The organism is Nonlabens agnitus, assembly GCF_002994045.1.
Lineage (GTDB): Bacteria > Bacteroidota > Bacteroidia > Flavobacteriales > Flavobacteriaceae > Nonlabens > Nonlabens agnitus.
Genome location: NZ_MQUC01000003.1, coordinates 2300500 through 2318203, shown reverse-complemented (window position 1 = coordinate 2318203; position 17704 = coordinate 2300500). Strand labels below are relative to the sequence as shown.

Annotated in this window: 20 protein-coding genes; 6 read left to right on the top strand and 14 right to left on the bottom strand. The window is 41.9% G+C overall.

Annotated features, from left to right (window positions below; translation table 11 throughout):
* Window positions 1–64 precede the first annotated feature (64 nt).
* The 6 genes from BST86_RS10645 to uvrC form a co-directional block, all read right to left on the bottom strand.
* Window positions 65–859 carry a DUF3108 domain-containing protein gene (locus BST86_RS10645; RefSeq protein WP_105984012.1) on the bottom strand — a complete coding sequence of 265 codons (795 nt, stop codon included), beginning with the start codon at window positions 857–859 and terminating at the stop codon, window positions 65–67.
* Between the two features lie 65 nt (window positions 860–924).
* Window positions 925–2088 (bottom strand): 4-hydroxyphenylpyruvate dioxygenase, encoded by a 1164-nt coding sequence (gene hppD, locus BST86_RS10640; RefSeq protein WP_105983226.1) that lies wholly within the window; start codon window positions 2086–2088, stop codon window positions 925–927.
* A 103-nt stretch (window positions 2089–2191) separates the two neighbouring features.
* A complete protein-coding gene (locus tag BST86_RS10635) occupies window positions 2192–2698 on the bottom strand; it encodes a CCC motif membrane protein (RefSeq protein ID WP_146126757.1) in 507 nt (168 codons plus the stop codon).
* Between the two features lie 30 nt (window positions 2699–2728).
* Window positions 2729–3892, bottom strand: a complete 1164-nt coding sequence (locus BST86_RS10630) for a homogentisate 1,2-dioxygenase (RefSeq protein ID WP_105984011.1) — start codon at window positions 3890–3892, stop codon at window positions 2729–2731.
* Window positions 3893–4030: 138 nt separating this feature from the next.
* Complete coding sequence (locus tag BST86_RS10625) at window positions 4031–6268, bottom strand: patatin-like phospholipase family protein (RefSeq protein ID WP_317046548.1); 2238 nt, start codon at window positions 6266–6268, stop codon at window positions 4031–4033.
* The gene (gene uvrC / locus BST86_RS10620) at window positions 6255–8051 is read right to left on the bottom strand and encodes an excinuclease ABC subunit UvrC (protein ID WP_105983223.1); all 1797 of its coding nucleotides are present in this window, start codon (window positions 8049–8051) and stop codon (window positions 6255–6257) included. Before uvrC ends, BST86_RS10625 begins: the two co-directional genes overlap by 14 nt.
* 178 nt (window positions 8052–8229) lie before the next feature.
* On the opposite strand from uvrC, the gene trxA reads away from it, so the two are divergent.
* Genes trxA through BST86_RS10605 form a run of 3 tightly spaced genes read left to right on the top strand, consistent with a single transcriptional unit; the run spans window position 8230 to window position 9385 of the window.
* Complete coding sequence (gene trxA / locus BST86_RS10615) at window positions 8230–8523, top strand: thioredoxin (protein ID WP_105983222.1); 294 nt, start codon at window positions 8230–8232, stop codon at window positions 8521–8523.
* Between the two features lie 2 nt (window positions 8524–8525).
* Entirely contained in the window at window positions 8526–8888 is a 363-nt protein-coding gene (locus BST86_RS10610; protein ID WP_055411195.1) for a DUF2237 family protein, read from the top strand.
* Entirely contained in the window at window positions 8885–9385 is a 501-nt protein-coding gene (locus tag BST86_RS10605) for a GreA/GreB family elongation factor (protein ID WP_105983221.1), read from the top strand. Before BST86_RS10610 ends, BST86_RS10605 begins: the two co-directional genes overlap by 4 nt.
* Window positions 9386–9388: 3 nt before the next feature.
* On the opposite strand, the gene BST86_RS10600 is transcribed toward BST86_RS10605, so the two are convergent.
* Window positions 9389–9853 carry a CBS domain-containing protein gene (locus tag BST86_RS10600; protein WP_105983220.1) on the bottom strand — a complete coding sequence of 155 codons (465 nt, stop codon included), beginning with the start codon at window positions 9851–9853 and terminating at the stop codon, window positions 9389–9391.
* Between the two features lie 222 nt (window positions 9854–10075).
* Here BST86_RS10600 and BST86_RS10595 point away from each other — a divergent pair, with 222 nt between their 5' ends.
* Window positions 10076–11218, top strand: coding sequence for an Mrp/NBP35 family ATP-binding protein (locus BST86_RS10595; protein ID WP_105983219.1), 1143 nt, complete (start codon window positions 10076–10078; stop codon window positions 11216–11218).
* Entirely contained in the window at window positions 11219–11506 is a 288-nt protein-coding gene (locus BST86_RS10590) for a NifU family protein (protein ID WP_105983218.1), read from the top strand.
* 4 nt (window positions 11507–11510) lie between these two features.
* Here BST86_RS10590 and BST86_RS10585 read toward each other — a convergent pair whose 3' ends face one another.
* From BST86_RS10585 to BST86_RS10560, 6 genes are all read right to left on the bottom strand, one after another.
* Complete coding sequence (locus tag BST86_RS10585) at window positions 11511–12320, bottom strand: DUF3050 domain-containing protein (protein ID WP_242446513.1); 810 nt, start codon at window positions 12318–12320, stop codon at window positions 11511–11513.
* Between the two features lie 71 nt (window positions 12321–12391).
* Window positions 12392–12940 carry a DUF3575 domain-containing protein gene (locus tag BST86_RS10580; protein ID WP_105983217.1) on the bottom strand — a complete coding sequence of 183 codons (549 nt, stop codon included), beginning with the start codon at window positions 12938–12940 and terminating at the stop codon, window positions 12392–12394.
* 53 nt (window positions 12941–12993) lie between these two features.
* Window positions 12994–14172 carry an acyl-CoA dehydrogenase family protein gene (locus BST86_RS10575; RefSeq protein WP_105983216.1) on the bottom strand — a complete coding sequence of 393 codons (1179 nt, stop codon included), beginning with the start codon at window positions 14170–14172 and terminating at the stop codon, window positions 12994–12996.
* Between the two features lie 133 nt (window positions 14173–14305).
* Window positions 14306–15049: a tRNA1(Val) (adenine(37)-N6)-methyltransferase gene (locus BST86_RS10570; protein ID WP_105983215.1), complete on the bottom strand. Its 744-nt coding sequence runs from the start codon at window positions 15047–15049 to the stop codon at window positions 14306–14308.
* Between the two features lie 82 nt (window positions 15050–15131).
* Window positions 15132–15659 (bottom strand): ribosome maturation factor RimM, encoded by a 528-nt coding sequence (rimM, locus tag BST86_RS10565; RefSeq protein ID WP_055411187.1) that lies wholly within the window; start codon window positions 15657–15659, stop codon window positions 15132–15134.
* Window positions 15660–15670: 11 nt separating this feature from the next.
* The gene (locus BST86_RS10560; RefSeq protein WP_055411186.1) at window positions 15671–16195 is read right to left on the bottom strand and encodes a 30S ribosomal protein S16; all 525 of its coding nucleotides are present in this window, start codon (window positions 16193–16195) and stop codon (window positions 15671–15673) included.
* A gap of 135 nt (window positions 16196–16330) precedes the next feature.
* Between BST86_RS10560 and BST86_RS10555 the strand changes: the two genes are divergently transcribed.
* A complete protein-coding gene (locus BST86_RS10555; RefSeq protein WP_105983214.1) occupies window positions 16331–17143 on the top strand; it encodes a DUF6252 domain-containing protein in 813 nt (270 codons plus the stop codon).
* On the opposite strand, the gene BST86_RS10550 is transcribed toward BST86_RS10555, so the two are convergent.
* Window positions 17138–17647 carry a retropepsin-like aspartic protease gene (locus BST86_RS10550; RefSeq protein WP_242446512.1) on the bottom strand — a complete coding sequence of 170 codons (510 nt, stop codon included), beginning with the start codon at window positions 17645–17647 and terminating at the stop codon, window positions 17138–17140. The two genes, BST86_RS10555 and BST86_RS10550, sit on opposite strands and share 6 nt — an antisense overlap.
* Between the last annotated feature and the right edge of the window lie 57 nt (window positions 17648–17704).

The following is a 17704-nucleotide window of genomic DNA, read 5'->3' as shown; positions in this document are numbered from 1 at the left end:
AAACAACATAAGGGATTTGAGTCCATTACCTTGCGTTTAATCCTAATTTTTAAACCTGTTGCTGTTAGTCAACGATTTTTTGAAAGGAATGGCTCAATCCTTTAAAGGCATCTAAATCAGCTGTTAATGAACCTACGGCTAGTTTTGCCTGTATTTTTAAAGGGATTTTATTCTCATCATCACTAATCCATACGGTCAAACTCTCTTCTTCTTCAAACACACGGCCTGACTGTACATAAGGTCTGAATTTAAGTGCTTTGATCTTACCAAATTTTGTCTTGACGACTTCACGTTCCAAAAACTTCATTTTGAAATCATAGTTCTCATCATCAAAAAACATAGGCAATACAAATTCATCTCCTACTTTTAGACTGTTGTGATCTACAATATTGCGCAGGTGATAAAATGAGGAAACCATGTCCTGGGTACCAGGTTTGATGTCCATAGTCTTGATCTCTTTGTGCTTTTTATCATTAACGACCGCTTTGCGTGTGTCGTGATTAAAGTCGATCTGGATATCCTTGGTATGTCCACCTTCATCTATGTCGCGAATAAACCTATAGGGTTTTCCCGTATTGCGATCTACATAGCTTTCATAGCGATCATCTACTTTGAAAAATAGGTGGAGTAAACCTGTAGATTCACCTTTTCCTTTAAGATGGTACACTGGTTTGCCATTAAGGGTTTTACTTTCTACTCCTAATGTGGCAAAGCTGGCGTTGAACATCCCATAATGAATACGAAACTTGAACCACTCACCAGATTTATAGGCTTGTTCTATTTTATTGTTGGAACTAGGTGGTATATAAGCAACACTCACTAAAGAGATCGTCATTAATAAGAGTACAATTTTTTTCATGGTGTTTTGCAACTTACCGTTTATGGTGCTACAAGTTATCATTTACAAATGCCATTCCAAAATTATTATAGTGTGCCTCGCAATGCCTGCTCACGTTCTATAGCTTCAAACAACGCTTTGAAATTCCCTACGCCAAAAGATTGAGCACCCTTGCGCTGGATCACTTCAAAGAACATGGTAGGACGGTCTACAATGGTTTTGGTAAACAGTTGTAGAAGATAACCTTCTTCATCGCGGTCGATCAGGATGCCGTGTTTTTTAAGTACCTCAACATCTTCATCAATCTCACCAACTCGCTCCAACAGATCGTCGTAATATTCGTCTGGAACATACAGGAACTCAACGCCTCGATCACGCATAGCGCTTACTGTTTTTACGATATCATCTGTAGCGACCGCGATATGCTGTACGCCTGGTCCATTGTAAAAATCTAGATATTCTTCTATTTGGGACTTCTTTTTTCCTTTGGCGGGTTCGTTAATCGGGAATTTGACGCGACCATTGCCATTGCTCATCACCTTGCTCATAAGAGCAGTGTATTCTGTAGAGATATCATCATCTGCAAAAGAAATGATTTGTGCAAAGCCCATTACTTCTCCATAGAATTTACACCAGGTATTCATTTGATCCCAGCCTACGTTTCCTACCATGTGGTCGATAAACTTAAGACCGACCGGTTCTGGATTATAGTGGCTTTCCCATTTTTTAAATCCTGGCAAAAAAAGACCTTCATAATTCTTGCGCTCCACAAACATGTGAACGGTTTCACCATAGGTGTAGATTCCAGAACGTACTACTTCACCATGTTCATCTGTTTCCTTAGTAGGTTCCTGGTATGGTCTTGCGCCTCTTTTTGTGGTTTCCTCAAAAGCTTTTGTAGCATCATCAACCCACAAGGCCACGACTTTAACGCCATCGCCATGCTCATCAATGTGTCTATTGATGTCACCGCCTTTTTGAAGTGGTGTGGTCAAGACCAGACGTATTTTTCCTTGTTGAAGCACGTAGGAAACTCGATCCTTTATTCCTGTTTCCAGTCCTGCATAGGCGAGCGATTGAAAGCCAAATGCGGTCTTATAAAAATGTGCCGCCTGTTTTGCATTACCTACATAAAGCTCTACATAGTCTGTACCTAGAAGCGGCAAAAAATCTTCGGCTTCCTTGAATAGCTTTTTTAAGCTGTATTCTGTATTACTTAAATCTTTGAGGTTTTTGATTTCTGCTGGCATGATGTGTTTTTTAAAAATTAGAATTGATATGGTATACTCTTAATTGCAGTTACCACATCGCTCTTGTTTGAAATGCCATATATGTTTTAACCTCTATCATGTATTAAATGGAATCGTTGTATTGTTCGTATTCCTCTACTTCTATGACCTCATCACCTGCGGTAGTGCTATCTACAGCATCTTCATATCTCCAGGTGTCGATTTCTTCGTCGGTAGTAGTATCATCAAAAGAATTATCTTCATTCATGTCATCCACTTCAACATTGAATTCGCCATTCTCAAGTTGTTCAAAGAAGTTTTCTGGATTGTTAAACATACTACCGAACCAAATCATGGATACTACTAGCGCAATGGCACTAAGTACAAGAGCTATAATGTTCAAAATCTTGGCGGTTTTGATGGCATTGTAGCTTTTGGCAAGATAGGATTCTGGTGATTGTTTATAGGTATTACCACTTTTTACGGCCCAAACCAGACCTATGATACTCATAATGACCGATGGTATGGCAAGGATACCACAACAGCATCCTGTAATGCTTATGAGCAATGCGATGATTCCCAAGACGGTGGCGCCTGGATCAGCTGATAGTTTTCTTTGAATGTCGTTCACGTAGTTTATTTATGGTTGGTTATTAATTTGCTATTCATGATCTAGCCAGCTTTTATGATAGGAATCGTCGGCGATTTCTAGGCCGGCTTTGGTAACCTTCAGGGGTTTGAAGGTGTCCACCATAACGGCTAGCTCCTCAGTTTCTGTCTGTCCTATACTGCGCTCCACAGCTCCAGGATGTGGTCCATGCGGTATGCCCGCAGGATGCAATGAAATGTGTCCTTTTTCAATATCGTTACGGCTCATAAAGTCGCCATCTACATAGTAAAGAACTTCATCGCTATCGATGTTGCTATGGTTGTATGGTGCAGGAATACTTTCTGGATGATAGTCATATTTTCTAGGCACAAAACTACACACAACAAAAGCATCTGTTTCAAAGGTCTGGTGTACTGGTGGCGGTTGGTGAATGCGACCCGTTATGGGTTCAAAATCATGAATGGAAAACGCATAGGGATAATTATAACCATCATAGCCCACCACATCAAAAGGATGTGATGCATATACCATATTGAATATTTCATCCTGTTTCTTGATCTTGATCAAAAACTCACCTTTCTCGTTGTGTGTTTCCAGAGTTTCTGGTCTTCGCAGATCACGCTCGCAAAATGGTGAATGTTCCAGAAGTTGACCAAACCAATTGCGATAACGTTTAGGCGTATAAATAGGTCTGCGACTCTCTACGATAAACAATCTATTCACGGCTGTGTCAAAATCAATCTGATAAATCACACCTCTAGGGATCAATAAATAATCACCGTAAGAAAATTTAAGGTTGCCCAGGTGTGTGCGCAATACTCCAGATCCTTGGTGCACAAACAACAGCTCGTCACTATCGGCATTTTTGTACCAGTAATCCCTTAAGGATTCTTGGGGCGCTGCCAGTAAAATCTGCACGTCACTATTCATTAAAATGCAGGTTCTACTATCAAGATAATCTGGTTGTGGCGGCACTTGAAAACCTTTAAGGCGATAGGATTTCAAGTGGTTTTCAAGGGCTATTTCTGGCTTTACAGAGTAGCTTCCTTTGATTTCCTTGACCATCGTTGGCCTATGTTCATGATAGGAATTAGTGTACATTCCATCAAAACCTATCGTGCCAAAAAGCTGTTCATAGTACAGCGAGCCATCTGGTTTTTTGAAAACCGTGTGACGCTTGTGCGGTATGGAACCCATTTTATGATAGAAAGGCATAGGACAATGTTTATACGTAAATTTCGGAAATTCTCCAGACCATTCCATAGAAATGACTGCTAATTAGATGCAAAAGTCTATGATTTGTTACGATGGGAAGGGTTTTTTCGCTTTCGCGAAAGCGAACTTCATTTAAAATTAGAACGCAAATCCTAGTCGTACATAGAATTCACTATCGTCTCGTTGTGGGCTAAAGCTGTATTTAAGCTCTACCGGACCCAGAAACGTTTCAATGCCATAACCAATCGCATAGCCTGAGTATTGTGCCTCGCTAAACCAGTCGTCTTTTTCAAAAAGATCATCGTCCAGGCTGGCAAAATTGGCACTCAAGGTCACGTGATTCTTGCGAAACACCTCATAATCCACCTCAAATAAGGATTTGATCATGGAATTGCCGCTAAGGCTTATAAAATCATAGCCATAGAAGGGCAGGATATTATTGATGCGTCTAGCGCCATAACCACCCAGAACAAAATCCAGTGATGAGGTTTGCGGGTTACCTATCGAGACGCCCACGTGAGCCATCGCCTGGAGGCTAAGCTTCCCAAAGGATCTCGCATGACCTACCTGCAGTTGTGCGATGGAATATTCACTAAATTCTTCTTGAAACATATCGTTATAGAGATACAGGTGAAAATCACCATCCACAAACCATCCTGATGAAGGGAAAAAGGCATTATCATAAGTGTCTAGCAATAGCTTCCCATAAATGCTACCGGTGGTACTGTTTTCAAAATCGGTACGTGTGGTCAATACATTACCAGTGGTAAGTGTATTGGTAAAAATATCCAAAGCCTTAACCTCGATTCCAGCCGTCACATTAAAACCACGATCCAATCGGGTTTGGAGGTAGAATTGTTGTGTCCAGTCATTGTATTCAAAGTCTAGACTATTGATGTTGGGTGGTATGGGACGACCTACCGTTTCAAGAAAGCTGGTAGGGATTCCTTTTTCAAACTGGGTAAATTCACTGTGTAATCCAACAGACCAGTATTTACCCTTATCAATATAATAGTCTGCACTGTAACGCAGGTTGTCACCAAGTATGGCATCAAAAGAAACCTGATCGTTGCTAAACAAAACACTCTTGCGACTCAAATTAACCAACGCCGCGCTGCGCAGCAGCTCGTCATAATGCAGACCCAGGCGCAAATAATTACGCACCGTAGATTCTTCTACCATTACGGCTAGTTGGATGCCGTTGATGTCTGGTTTGAGTTCGTAATTGATTTTTGTAAAGTTATTGGTGGCCTGCAGATTGTTCACACCATTTTTGATACTCTCATAAGTGGTAAAACCTGGAGTGTTGATCTTGAATTTACCTATGATATAAGACCTGGTATAGCGATGATTGCCTTCAATAGTGATACCAGACAAGTATAATCGATCTTGAGACTGGACCTTTAAAGCGGGACGTTTGTAACCACCGGTAGCCAGCGTAGTGAGTGTATCTATACTTTTTCTGGTTGCGATAGCTCCTTCATTAATGATAGCAGCACCTTGGTCAAAAGAAATGACACTATAATCCTTAATATTAGGTGTGATGTAGACATCTGTTTTGGGTGCCTTGACCTTCATGTCGTTGATGGTCCTAAAGTTGTTGATTTGCGTAAGGATGCTAAAGGCACTGTTCAACTCGTCCAGGGATTTCAAATCATCTTGTACATCAACACCTATGATAACGTCCATTCCTTTGGCCCTAAGCTTCTCCACTGGGTAGTTATCAGTCACGCCGCCGTCGATCAACATCTGGTCGTTGATTTGTACCGGTGCAAATAGTGATGGCAAAGCGCCGCTGGCATTTACAGCTCTAGGCAAGTATCCAGAATCAAGGACCACCTCTTCACCAGTGGCGATATTAGTTGCGATGCAAAAAAACGGAATGGGCAATTGTGAAAAGTCATCTACATCATTGACGTGCGACAGCAATTGCGACATTAAATTATAGACATTTTGCCCTTTGCTAAGCGAGCTGGGAAGACTAACTTTAAAATCTTTAAATGGCAAGGTCACCGCATAACGCTCATTTTGCTTGCGTTCATAATAAGTTTTGGCGCTGCGAGGTATCTCGTCTGCAATCAGGTTGTTGAAGTTGGTGACTTTAAATATGGAATCAATTTGGTGACCTGTATAGCCACTGGAATACAATGAACCCACAATGGCGCCCATGCTGGTTCCAGCCACATAATCCACTTTGATTCCCAAAGAGTCAATGACTTTAAGCGCTCCTATGTGAGCGAGTCCTTTGGCGCCACCACCAGAAAGTACAAGGCCTATTTTTTGTTCTTTAAAAGACTGGGATTGTTGCGCTTGTAGGTAGTTCGCTTTCGCGAAAGCGAGAACCATCAACAATAATGCTATCCTACTCTTCTTCACTATAGAAGTTAATTATTTTTTGTGCCCTGATGGTTCCCACTACAGATTCCAGTTCTTGCTTAGTAGCTTCCTTAACGCGTTTGACAGACCTAAAGTGTCTCAACAGTTCTACCGTGGTTTTCTCACCTATTCCTGGAATCTCGTCCAGTTCTGTCTCTATGGCTTGCTTGCTGCGTTTGTTCCTGTGGTGATTGATACCAAAACGGTGCGCCTCGTTACGCATTTGCTGGATAACTTTCAATGTTTCAGAGCGTTTGTCCAGATATAAAGGTACGGGATCGTTGGGATAAAACAGTTCTTCCAGGCGTTTTGCAATACCTATAATCGGCACCTTGCCTCTCAAGCCCAGTCGTTCCAAGGCAGTCACGCCACTGGAAAGCTGTCCTTTACCACCATCCACAATAACTAATTGTGGTAGAGGCTCATCTTCTTCCAGTAACCTGCGATAACGGCGATAGACGACTTCTTCCATACTGGCAAAATCATCTGGACCATCAACGGTTTTAATGTTGAAATGACGGTAGTCGCTCTTGCTGGGCTTTCCGTTTTTGAAAACCACGCAGGCAGCCACAGGATTTGTTCCCTGTATATTGGAGTTGTCAAAACACTCCATGTGTCGTGGCTCCTCATCCAGACGTAAATCGGCCTTCATTTGTGCCATGAGTCGGTTGACATGACGATCTGGATCCACTATTTTGATGGTTTTGAACTGCTCCTGACGGAAGAATTTTGCATTGCGCTCTGATAATTCTACCACGCGCTTTTTATCGCCCAGTTTAGGTACGGTCACTTTTATCAAATCACCTAGATCTACTGGAAACTGAGTATACACTTCGGTGCTTTGGGAATCAAATCGGGTTCTTAATTCTACAATGGCAAGCTCTAAAAGCTCTTTATCGGTCTCGTCCAATTGCTTTTTGAGTTCCATCGTGTGCGATCGCGTAATGGAACCGTGATTGATCTGGATGTAATTGACATAACCGGCAGCCTCGTCACTAACGATGGTAAAAATATCCACGTTGGAAATGTTAGGATTGACGACCGTTGATTTAGTCTGGTATCGAGTTAGAATATCGAGCTTGTCTTTGATGCGTTGGGCATCTTCAAACTCCATATTTTCTGCATGCTCTTTCATGGAGTTGTGAAAGTGGTTCACCGCATCCTTAAAATCACCTTTCACAATGTTGCGTATCGCCTCTATGTTGCGATTATAGGCCGCTTCATTTTGCAGCCCAACGCAAGGACCTTTGCAATTGCCTATATGATATTCTAGACATAGCTTGTATTTGCCGGCCTGAATCTTTTCTTCTTGTAAGTCGTATTTGCAGGTGCGAATGGGATAGAGACTCTTGACCAATTCCAATAATGTACGTACGGTACGTACGCTGGTATATGGCCCGTAATATTCGCTGCCATCCTTGATCATTTTGCGAGTCAAGAAGATTCTAGGAAAACGTTCGTTTTTAATACACAGCCATGGATAGGTCTTGTCATCCCTAAGCATGATGTTATACTTAGGAGATCTGGATTTGATAAGACTGTTTTCTAGAAGAAGCGCATCCGTTTCTGTCTGGACGACGATGTGCTCGATGCGTGCTATTTTTTTGACCATCGTCCTAATACGATAGCTGTCATGACTTTTGGTAAAATAAGAGGAAACCCTTTTTTTGAGTTTTTTTGCCTTACCTACATAAAGCAATCGATCTGTTTTGTCAAAATACAGATAGACTCCTGGCGATAAGGGCAAGGTTTTTATTTGAACCTCTAACGGCGGTACTTCCATAGCATGGTAAAGGTATCAATTTTAATTACTGGGGCTTTTAAATTTTTACTAAGCTGTGGTTTTGAAATGGCATATGCATTCACAACTTCTATTAGGATGAACTTTTAATTCTTAAATAAATATTACTAGTACCAGTCGTGAGTCTGGCTTTGTGTATTTTGTGTAAAATGACAATGCTATGGCAAAATTCAGCGAAATAATTGCAGATGACGTTCCTGTTCTCGTGGACTTTTATGCGACCTGGTGTGGACCATGTCAAACCATGATGCCGGTGCTGGAGCAATTAAAAAAAGACCTAGGTGAAAAGGTCAAAATCATTAAGGTTGATGTAGATAAAAACCAGCCGCTTGCCGCTCAATTTAACGTGCGCGGTGTTCCAGCTTTTATGATTTTCAAAAATGGAAAGCAAGTCTGGCGTGGTAGTGGCGTACAACCCATTACCGAATTAAAACATCAAATACAAAAGGCATAAAAATGGACCAAAAGAAAAATATTCTAGGAGAACCGCTTATGGCCTGTTGTACAGATCCCATGACAGGATTCTATCGCGATGGTTATTGTAGAACTTCAAATGCAGATACAGGAACTCATGTCGTCTGCGCCATCATGACGGCAGAATTCCTGGAGTATACAAAAGCTCAAGGCAACGATCTATCCACGCCTATACCGGCTTATCAATTTCCTGGACTTGTGCCTGGTGATAAGTGGTGTTTGTGCATAAGCCGCTGGCTAGAGGCAGAAAAAGCTGGTGTAGCACCATTGGTAGATTTAAACGCAACAGATCAAAAAGCACTGGAATACACAGACATCAACGTCTTGAAAACCTATGCAGAATGAGCCGCGGATTTGTAAAAGAAGGTGACCAGGAAGAGCCAGTAGTAATCCCGCCAAGAGCGATTTTACCAGATGGCGTCATTAACTATGTTACACCTTATGGACATCAACAGCTTTTAAATAAGTTGGAAGCATTGGAAAATGAATTGGGCACTTTATCTAATGAAAATGAAACCGACCTACGCAGGTCTCAAACTTTGATTCACGGCAAGATCAAATTGCTCAAAGAACGTATCGCCAGCGCTAGGATTTTAAAACCAGAAGATCAGGCACAGGATGAAGTGCGTTTTGGAGCCACCGTAAAATTCAAAAATACATCTGGTAATGCTGTACAAACCATTCACATTACAGGCGTGGACGAGGCAGATGTTTCCCAAGGCAAAATTGCATTTACCACACCTATCGCACGCGCGCTAGCTGGTGCACAAGAAGGCCAAGAAGTGGATTTCAAACTAGGCAATGAAGTTCGTAAACTAAAAGTGCTGGAAATTAACTATTAGAAATTATCTCCAGTGGTTCTTCTTTAGGTTTGTGGCGGCGATAATCACGTCCATCCTAGAGATTTGACCTATCAATTTTCCGTTTTCGGTAACGGGAAAACGGCGGTGCCCAGATTTAAGAAATCTTCCAGCGGCATCAAAAATATCAGCCTCGGCATCTATGGTCGCTACTTGAGTGCTCATGAGATCACCTACGGTACGATCGCCTACAGGCATATTGTGGTAGCGGCTGTCGCCTATGACCTGCATGAGATCTGTATCACTTATGATTCCTATAAGATTGCCGTTATCGTCTGTCACTGGTCCACCAGTGATGCGTTGTTTGAGAATGATCTCCATCACCTCGTTAATGCTTTGGTCAATAGAAAAGGTAATCAGTTTGCGTTTCATGTAATCCTTGACACGTATCGCTTCTCTTTTATCTTCTTTGACTTCAGACCTACGGCCCATAAAACTTTTGATACCCATAATGAATTATTTAAAAACAGAACCAGTAAGTTAGCAAATCTTTAGATATGCAGTGAAATAATTACCATATCTATTTATAATTAAGAGGAATAGTGTAGAGTTCGCTTTCGCGAAAGCGAAACTACCACATCATCAATCACTACCTATTTCCCTCTTTATATAATTTAGAATCATTTCCAATACGTCTCTCTAGACCTTATCTTTGTAATAATTGAAAGTCACATGAAAATAGAAAAAAGCGCAGTCCTTAAAGTTCTGGAAACCATTAGTGTTCCCGGCGAAGGTCAGAATATGGTAGAGAGTGGTGCGGTTAAAAACGTTCTGGTTTTTGGCGATGAGGTTATCGTGGATATTACCATTACAAATCCTGCACTGCAGGCCAAAAAGAAAACGGAAAGCTCCATCCAGCAGGTCATCAAAGAAAAGATTACAGACAAGGCTCAGGTAAAAGTGAACCTCAAGGTAGAAGCTCCTGTAAAGTCAAACAATGCTCCAGAAATTAAGGGAAAACCCATTCCTGGAATTGATAATATTATTGCTATAGCCTCAGGAAAAGGTGGCGTTGGTAAATCTACAGTGACCGCAAATCTTGCTGTGACCCTTTCTAAAATGGGCTTTAAAGTTGGTTTACTGGATGCAGATATTTACGGTCCATCGGCTACCATTATGTTTGATGTGGTCAACGAGAGACCACTGTCTGTCAATATTGATGGCAAGTCAAAAATGAAGCCTGTAGAAAGCTATGGCGTAAAGATTTTGAGCATAGGCTTTTTTACAAAGCTGGATCAGGCAGTCGTATGGCGTGGACCTATGGCGTCTAAAGCGTTGAACCAGATGATCTTTGATGCTGACTGGGGAAAATTGGATTTTTTGCTGGTTGACTTGCCACCAGGAACCGGTGATATCCACTTGAGTATCATGCAGGCCTTACCGTTAACTGGAGCCGTTGTGGTTAGCACACCGCAAAATGTTGCGCTTGCAGATGCTCGTAAAGGGGTTGCCATGTTCCAGCAGGAAAGTATCAATGTGCCTGTTCTGGGAATTATTGAAAATATGGCGTATTTCACACCACCAGAATTGCCAGAAAATAAATATCATATTTTTGGGAAGGACGGCGCGAGACATCTTGCCGAAGATTTGGACATTCCTTTTCTAGGTGAATTGCCTCTTATCCAAAGCATACGCGAAGCAGGTGATGTAGGCCGACCAGCAGCTATGCAGGATGGAACTATGATAGAAAAATCCTTTATAGATATTACAAGGAATGTGGTAACTGAAACTGTACGTCGCAATGATCAAATGCCTCCAACTGAAGCCGTAAAGATCACCACCATGGCTGGATGCAGTCCCGTTAATAAAAAATAGATGAACGCAACTCAATTAAAAGCAGCTGTCGAGGCAGGACTTGAAGAAATAAGACCCTTTCTACAAAGAGATGGTGGCGACATAGAATTAATCAGCATTACCGATGGCGTGAATGTAAAAGTGCGCTTACTGGGTACTTGCGTGGGATGTCATGTCAATCAAATGACCCTCAAGTCTGGTGTCGAGCTTACCATTAAGAAACACGCACCACAGATACAAACTGTGGTCGACGTTTCAAATATGGTAGAAAAAGAAGATTATCGCGATAATCTTGATGCAGAAAACTAGATAATTAGTCCAGACGCTCTAGAATACCACTGAATAACTCATATCGACTTTCCAAAGCTTGCTGGCTCACGGCCGTGGCTTCCTTCCATTTGGTTTCATCATCACCACAAAGTAGAGCGACCATCTTGTGCGCCATGGGTCCATGTTCATCACCGTCCAGTTCTATGTGACGGTCAAAGTAGTATTTGATTTTTGAGAGATCAATAGAGACCTCAGATTTTTCCAGGCCAGCAATAATTTCAGTAAACATCTCTGGTATAAGATCCTCGCGACCGTAGGTAAAAGCGGCAGCGATCTCGTGCGCCTTGCCTCGTTTGATGACTGTAAAAGTGTTGTTTAAAAATTGGCTCACATGTGCTGGTAACTCATCTGTTTCTGTAACCTCAAGAACTTGATTGACAGACATCCAGTTGGAGATTTGGTTTTCTACCTTTTCGGTAGTGATGCCGGCCGCCTGCATGGCGTCAATATACATTTCATAATGGCTCAAGCGGTGGCCATCCATGTCTTCATCGGTTTCTTCGGCGAGTACTATTTCATTGATCAAATATCGCAATTGGGTGTCGCCCACAGGTCGCCATGGCAAGGTCGTACACGTCAATTGTTGCTGGAGCGCCTTTAACAACGACATGAAATCCCATACCGCATAAACATGAGACTTCATAAAAGTCTGTAAATGAGAAGTGGTGTTTATCGAGGTGTAAAGCGGATGTTGTAATAATCGCTTTCGCGAAAGCGAGATAGCCTCATTCAACATTTTCATAGCATCACTACTAGAACTTGGAACTGTTTGATTAACGGGCTCTTGTATCATCTTTTTTTTTACAAAAATAAAGGCTGGTTGTAACAAACAACCAGCCTCAAAAAAGTTTAGGATAGGATTAACTAGAAGGTGTACCCTAACTTCAAGATCAACTGTCCAGCGACTTCTTCTTGTTGAAAATCATAACCCAATCCTGTCTGGAAGTTGAGGTTGAAATGTTTCCAGTAGGTACGCTGGATGCCATAGGCACCTATTAACGCTGAGCCAGGCTCTACACGAACGTCATCATTTTCTGCCTCAAAAACATTAGCAAAACTCAAAGCGACATAATTACCACTATTATTTTCAATGGTTTTGCCCTTTTCTAACCTGCGATTGAAGTTAGTGTAATACCTTGTGGCTAGTTCGATCTGAAATGGGAATATAAAATTACCTTCTCGTTCAGATAATCTGTAAGAGTTATAATACCCAATACCGAAACCAGCGCTAGCTAAAATTGAAATATCTTTTGTGACATCTTTTTCAATTTCTAGGTTAGGTGTTAAAAGAAGGTTGACCCTGTAAATCGTTTCATTTTGAAAATCGGTCTTTGAGCGATTTTGATCTGGAATCTGTGCAAAAGTAAAAGCTGACAGCAACAATGCTGTTGCCGTAAAGAGAATTTGTTTCATGTTGGGAAGGTTAGTTTAGGGAAAAATTTCATCAACTATAGTACCAAATAGCATTAGTTGAACGCATTCTCACCCGTGATATCCAGTCCTGTAATAAGCAAATGTATATCGTGCGTGCCTTCATAAGTGATCACACTTTCTAGATTCATACTGTGGCGCATGATGCTGTACTCGCCAGTAATTCCCATACCTCCCAAAATCTGTCGGGCTTCACGAGCAATATTGATGGCAATCTCGACATTGTTTCTTTTGGCCATAGAGATTTGTGCGCTGGTGGCTTTTCCTTCTTCACGGAGTACGCCTAATCGCCAAGCGAGTAGTTGGGCTTTGGTGATCTCTGTGATCATTTCTGCGAGTTTCTTTTGTTGCAATTGGAATCCTGCAATAGGTTTCCCAAACTGTTTGCGTTCCTTGGCATATCTCAATGCGGTGTCATAGCAGTCCATCGCAGCACCTATGGCGCCCCATGCAATGCCAAAACGAGCACTGTCCAAGCAGCTCAATGGAGCGCCTAAACCGCTGCGACCTGGTAAAATATTGGCTTTGGGAACCTTGACATCCTGAAAGATCAGCTCACCGGTGGCACTGGCACGCAGCGACCATTTGTTATGGGTTTCTGGCGTGCTAAAACCTTCCATGCCACGTTCCACGATCACACCGTGAATGCGATTGTTTTCATCTTTTGCCCAGACTACGGCCACATCACAAAACGGACTGTTGGAGATCCATAATTTAGCACCATTGAGGATCACGTGATCGCCAGCGTCTTTGAATCGGGTCACCATACTGCCAGGGTCAGAACCATGATCAGGTTCGGTCAATCCGAAGGATCCCATAAACTCGCCGCTGGCAAGTTTGGGTAGGAATTTTTGTTTTTGCTCCTCGCTACCATATTTCCAGATAGGATACATCACTAGTGATGACTGCACGGATGCTGTAGATCTTACACCACTATCGCCACGCTCCAGTTCCTGCATGATCAATCCGTAAGAGATTTGATCCAGTCCAGGACCGCCATATTCTTCTGGAATATATGGGCCAAAAGCGCCTATGGAAGCCAATCCAGGAATGATACTTTTAGGAAATTTGGCATCTTGGGCAGCCTGCTCGATGATAGGCGATACATCACGTTTTACCCATGTGCGAGCCGCATCGCGTATCATTTTGTGTTCCTCAGTCAATAAATCGTCTAACTGATAATAATCCGGTGCTTCAAATAAATCTGGTTTCATAGGTAGATGGAATGATATATTGTGATTTCCTTAATTTGAAATATAAGTTATTGCTAAATCGCTAATCAAGGTAAAAATAGCAATCCTAACAAGGAATCTGGTACAATTGGTCGTAATTGTTGATCGTCCCTAGCTACATTTTCAGGTAAAAATCTTTGGTAAGATTCACGTAGTCATCGGTATAGTAATGGCGGGATTTCTCAATGATGAGATGACTTATTACGGTTGGCAGGTTGCTGGTAGTCTTTTCGCTTTCGCGAAAGCGAAATTCCATCAAAACTCTCTTGACAGGAGCATCTGCCGTACCTTTCACATAAGTCTTGCGAACTGGCACAAGCTGAAAATGATCTGTGATTTTAAGGAAGGCTTGTTCACGATCTGACGGAATGATGCAGGCAAAAGTCCCATCATTCTCCAGTAGTTGATAAACACCATACACCAATTCATCAAAGGGCAAGGCGTCGTCAAATCTCGCTTGCTGGCGTTTTTGATCCACGATCTGGTCGTCACGCTCTAGATTACCATCAAAAAATGGCGGATTTGAAATGATGAGAGCATAACGTTCCTCAACTTCTTGATAGAATTCCTGAAATGACGCATGATAACAAAACAGTCGATCTCCATAAGGACTGTTCTCAAAATTAAAGGTCGCCTGCTCAAAGGCAGCATCGTCAATCTCTATCGCATCGACTTGAGAGCTGGAGAATCGCTGCGCCATCATCAAAGCAATTACTCCAGTACCAGTACCAACATCGAGCACGGAAAAAGGTTGCTCTTTTGGATCTGCCCAAGCGCCTAACAGCACAGCATCAGTTCCAATTTTTTGCGCGCATTGATCTTGAGCAACTTCAAATTGTTTGAATTTAAAAACGCTCATGAATCAAAGGTTTGGGAAGTGATATGGAGTTTATATGATCTCCGCCAGCGCGGTTGAGATAAAAATAACCGCTGAATAAGTATTAGGAGATGTAAAGGTCAATCAAACCTTCTGGAGTATTAACGGTGATGGTTTTATTCTCACGATCTACTTTTTCAATAAACTCATCGTTGATAGGAATAAGAACCTCGTCACCATCATGGTCAACTTCAAACAAAGCTTGTGATGTGGTGTCGTTCACACCAGTGATGGTCCCAACAGTTCCATACTCTGTGTCGATGATTTCAAAACCTATCACCTCGTGAAAATAGAATTGAGTCCCTTCTAATTTAGGCAGAACCGTCAATGGTAGATACAGTTCTCTTTTCATGAGACTGTCTGCCATGGGTTCATCGTCGACATCTTCAAACTTGACCCGTAACAATAAGGATTTGTGTAGTTGACTGCGTTCAATAAAAAATGGAACCAAGTTTTTACCGATCTCGATAAAAACTGATTCCATTTCTAGAAAAAGTTCTGGCTCATCTGTGTCAAGCTTGACTAGGAGTTCGCCTTTAAAACTAAATTTATTGACAATAGTGCCTACGTAGAAACAATCTTCTTTACGCATGGCTTATTGATTTATTCCTCTTCTTTAGAAGCATCAGCTTCTGCAGCAGGTGCTTCTTCAGTAGCAGGCTCTTCAACAGCTTCTGGCTCTGGAGCGTTAGCAGCGATACGAGCTTCATTTACTGCTTTTTCTGCAGCAAGTGCCTCAGCAGCTTTTTTCTCTTCATCTTTAGAAAGACCAGATGCTTTTGCAGCAATCTTAGCTTCTTTCTCTTCCATCCATGCGTTGAATTTCTCTTCCATCTGCTCTTCAGTGAAAGCGCCTTTCTTCACACCACCTTTTAAGTGTCTCTTCAACAACACACCTTTGTATCCTAGGATCGCACGAGCAGTGTCAGTAGGCTGTGCACCATTTTCCAACCATTTTACAGCACCATCTACATCAAGGTTGATTGTAGCTGGGTTGGTGTTAGGGTTATAGGTTCCTATCTTATCAAGATATTTACCGTCTCTTTTTGAACGTGCATCTGCAGCAACGATCCAGAAAAATGGCTTTCCTTTTTTACCGTGTCTTTGAAGTCTGATTTTTACAGGCATAACATTAATTTTATGGGTTCTCGACCCTGGTTATTAATTTGAGGTTGCAAAAATACTATTAATTTAATTATGAGCAACCAGCAGTACTATTTTATTTACTTTTGAGTTATAACCTGGAACAACGAGTTGATATCTATGAGAGCGACATACCTATTATTATTGATCACTTTGGGTCTATTCATATCTTGCGAGGAGAATCTGGATAAGGATAATGTCCCGGCACTACAGGCTTCCCGTAATGGAGAATTCTTTGGAAGTGATCAAGTAAGTGTGACGAATAATGCAGACGGTACTGTTACTATCGCTGGTGAGAATCCGCTGGAGAGACTTCGTTTTGTTTTGACATCTTCCAATCCTGGAGTGTATCCTTTAGGCCAAGGATCTCCTAACGAAGCGATTTATACTTTTAACAACCAGCAACAATTTAGCACTCGTACAGGTGAGAGCAATGGTACTGTGGTTTTATCTGCCAATAGCCCAGAAGGAACCGTGAGTGGTGATTTTAGCTTTGTTAGTTATACGCCTAACGCTCAAGATACCTTGACCATGCGTAAAGGTGTCATTTATCAGGTGCCGTTTGGTACTGAGGTAGGCTCTGATATTGTCAATACCGTTCGCGCCATGATCAATGGAACCGCGCTTAACCCGACAACAGTAGCAACTAATGCGGCATCTGGAGTTGTAATTGTAAATGCCAATAATTCCAACACAACCCTTCTTTTGAGCTTTCCTCAAAACGTTACCGTGGGAAGTTATGACATAACAGCCACAGGAAACTATCGTGCAAGCGTCACTAATAATGGTACCACGGCAGATGCCATTGATGGTACATTAGACATTACCATTGTGAATGCTGCAAGACGACAGTATAGTGGGATTTTTAGTTTTGTAACTGGACCGCCATCAAACGTCACCGTGACCCAAGGCTCATTTACCGTGACCCTATAATTTAAGGAAGATCCATTTGCCGCGATAATCGATAACCGCTTTGCTGGCAATGAGAAAATCTGCTCCCAGTAAACCTTGAATCGATCTCATGCCTTCGGCTTTGAGTGCGCTGTTCACAAAGCTCATGTCCATGGAAAGTACGGTGGTATCTTCATCACTCCAGTCGCCCAATTCTAAGGTGTTATTGTGAGAAATACGAGGCCGTAAAGAACCACTAGCTGTACCTATTTGCTTATCCATAAACTCTGTCGTCAACTGGAACTCCTTATAAAGCAGTTGATCCACACAGGTAGCACTTGCACCAGTGTCGATGATGAATCTACCTGAGTAGCCGTTGAGCGATACTTTGGTTACAATATGTCCACTTTTTTTTGCTATGCGCAACCGATGTGCGATATATCCTTGTTCCAAAAGTGTTTTCTTGATCGATGCCATGGCGCTAGTTAAGAGATCAAAGATAGGTTCGCTTTCGCGAAAGCGAAATGAAAACCAGTCATTGTCCATCTTTAAAGAGAGAGAAATCCAATTTTTATACTCACGCCATTTTTCTTTTTGAGCTTG

What these genes read in the sequence shown, in the direction of transcription:
- BST86_RS10580 (WP_105983217.1), bottom strand. Translation starts at nt 12,940, where the DNA reads ATGAAACAAATTCTCTTTACGGCAACAGCATTGTTGCTGTCAGCTTTT.
- BST86_RS10595 (WP_105983219.1), top strand. Translation starts at nt 10,076, where the DNA reads ATGAAAATAGAAAAAAGCGCAGTCCTTAAAGTTCTGGAAACCATTAGT.
- BST86_RS10590 (WP_105983218.1), top strand. Translation starts at nt 11,219, where the DNA reads ATGAACGCAACTCAATTAAAAGCAGCTGTCGAGGCAGGACTTGAAGAA.
- BST86_RS10600 (WP_105983220.1), bottom strand. Translation starts at nt 9,853, where the DNA reads ATGGGTATCAAAAGTTTTATGGGCCGTAGGTCTGAAGTCAAAGAAGAT.
- hppD (WP_105983226.1), bottom strand. Translation starts at nt 2,088, where the DNA reads ATGCCAGCAGAAATCAAAAACCTCAAAGATTTAAGTAATACAGAATAC.
- uvrC (WP_105983223.1), bottom strand. Translation starts at nt 8,051, where the DNA reads ATGGAAGTACCGCCGTTAGAGGTTCAAATAAAAACCTTGCCCTTATCG.
- BST86_RS10585 (WP_242446513.1), bottom strand. Translation starts at nt 12,320, where the DNA reads ATGATACAAGAGCCCGTTAATCAAACAGTTCCAAGTTCTAGTAGTGAT.
- BST86_RS10605 (WP_105983221.1), top strand. Translation starts at nt 8,885, where the DNA reads ATGAGCCGCGGATTTGTAAAAGAAGGTGACCAGGAAGAGCCAGTAGTA.
- BST86_RS10560 (WP_055411186.1), bottom strand. Translation starts at nt 16,195, where the DNA reads ATGCCTGTAAAAATCAGACTTCAAAGACACGGTAAAAAAGGAAAGCCA.
- BST86_RS10570 (WP_105983215.1), bottom strand. Translation starts at nt 15,049, where the DNA reads ATGAGCGTTTTTAAATTCAAACAATTTGAAGTTGCTCAAGATCAATGC.
- BST86_RS10575 (WP_105983216.1), bottom strand. Translation starts at nt 14,172, where the DNA reads ATGAAACCAGATTTATTTGAAGCACCGGATTATTATCAGTTAGACGAT.
- BST86_RS10645 (WP_105984012.1), bottom strand. Translation starts at nt 859, where the DNA reads ATGAAAAAAATTGTACTCTTATTAATGACGATCTCTTTAGTGAGTGTT.
- rimM (WP_055411187.1), bottom strand. Translation starts at nt 15,659, where the DNA reads ATGCGTAAAGAAGATTGTTTCTACGTAGGCACTATTGTCAATAAATTT.
- BST86_RS10550 (WP_242446512.1), bottom strand. Translation starts at nt 17,647, where the DNA reads ATGGACAATGACTGGTTTTCATTTCGCTTTCGCGAAAGCGAACCTATC.
- trxA (WP_105983222.1), top strand. Translation starts at nt 8,230, where the DNA reads ATGGCAAAATTCAGCGAAATAATTGCAGATGACGTTCCTGTTCTCGTG.
- BST86_RS10630 (WP_105984011.1), bottom strand. Translation starts at nt 3,892, where the DNA reads ATGCCTTTCTATCATAAAATGGGTTCCATACCGCACAAGCGTCACACG.
- BST86_RS10555 (WP_105983214.1), top strand. Translation starts at nt 16,331, where the DNA reads ATGAGAGCGACATACCTATTATTATTGATCACTTTGGGTCTATTCATA.
- BST86_RS10610 (WP_055411195.1), top strand. Translation starts at nt 8,526, where the DNA reads ATGGACCAAAAGAAAAATATTCTAGGAGAACCGCTTATGGCCTGTTGT.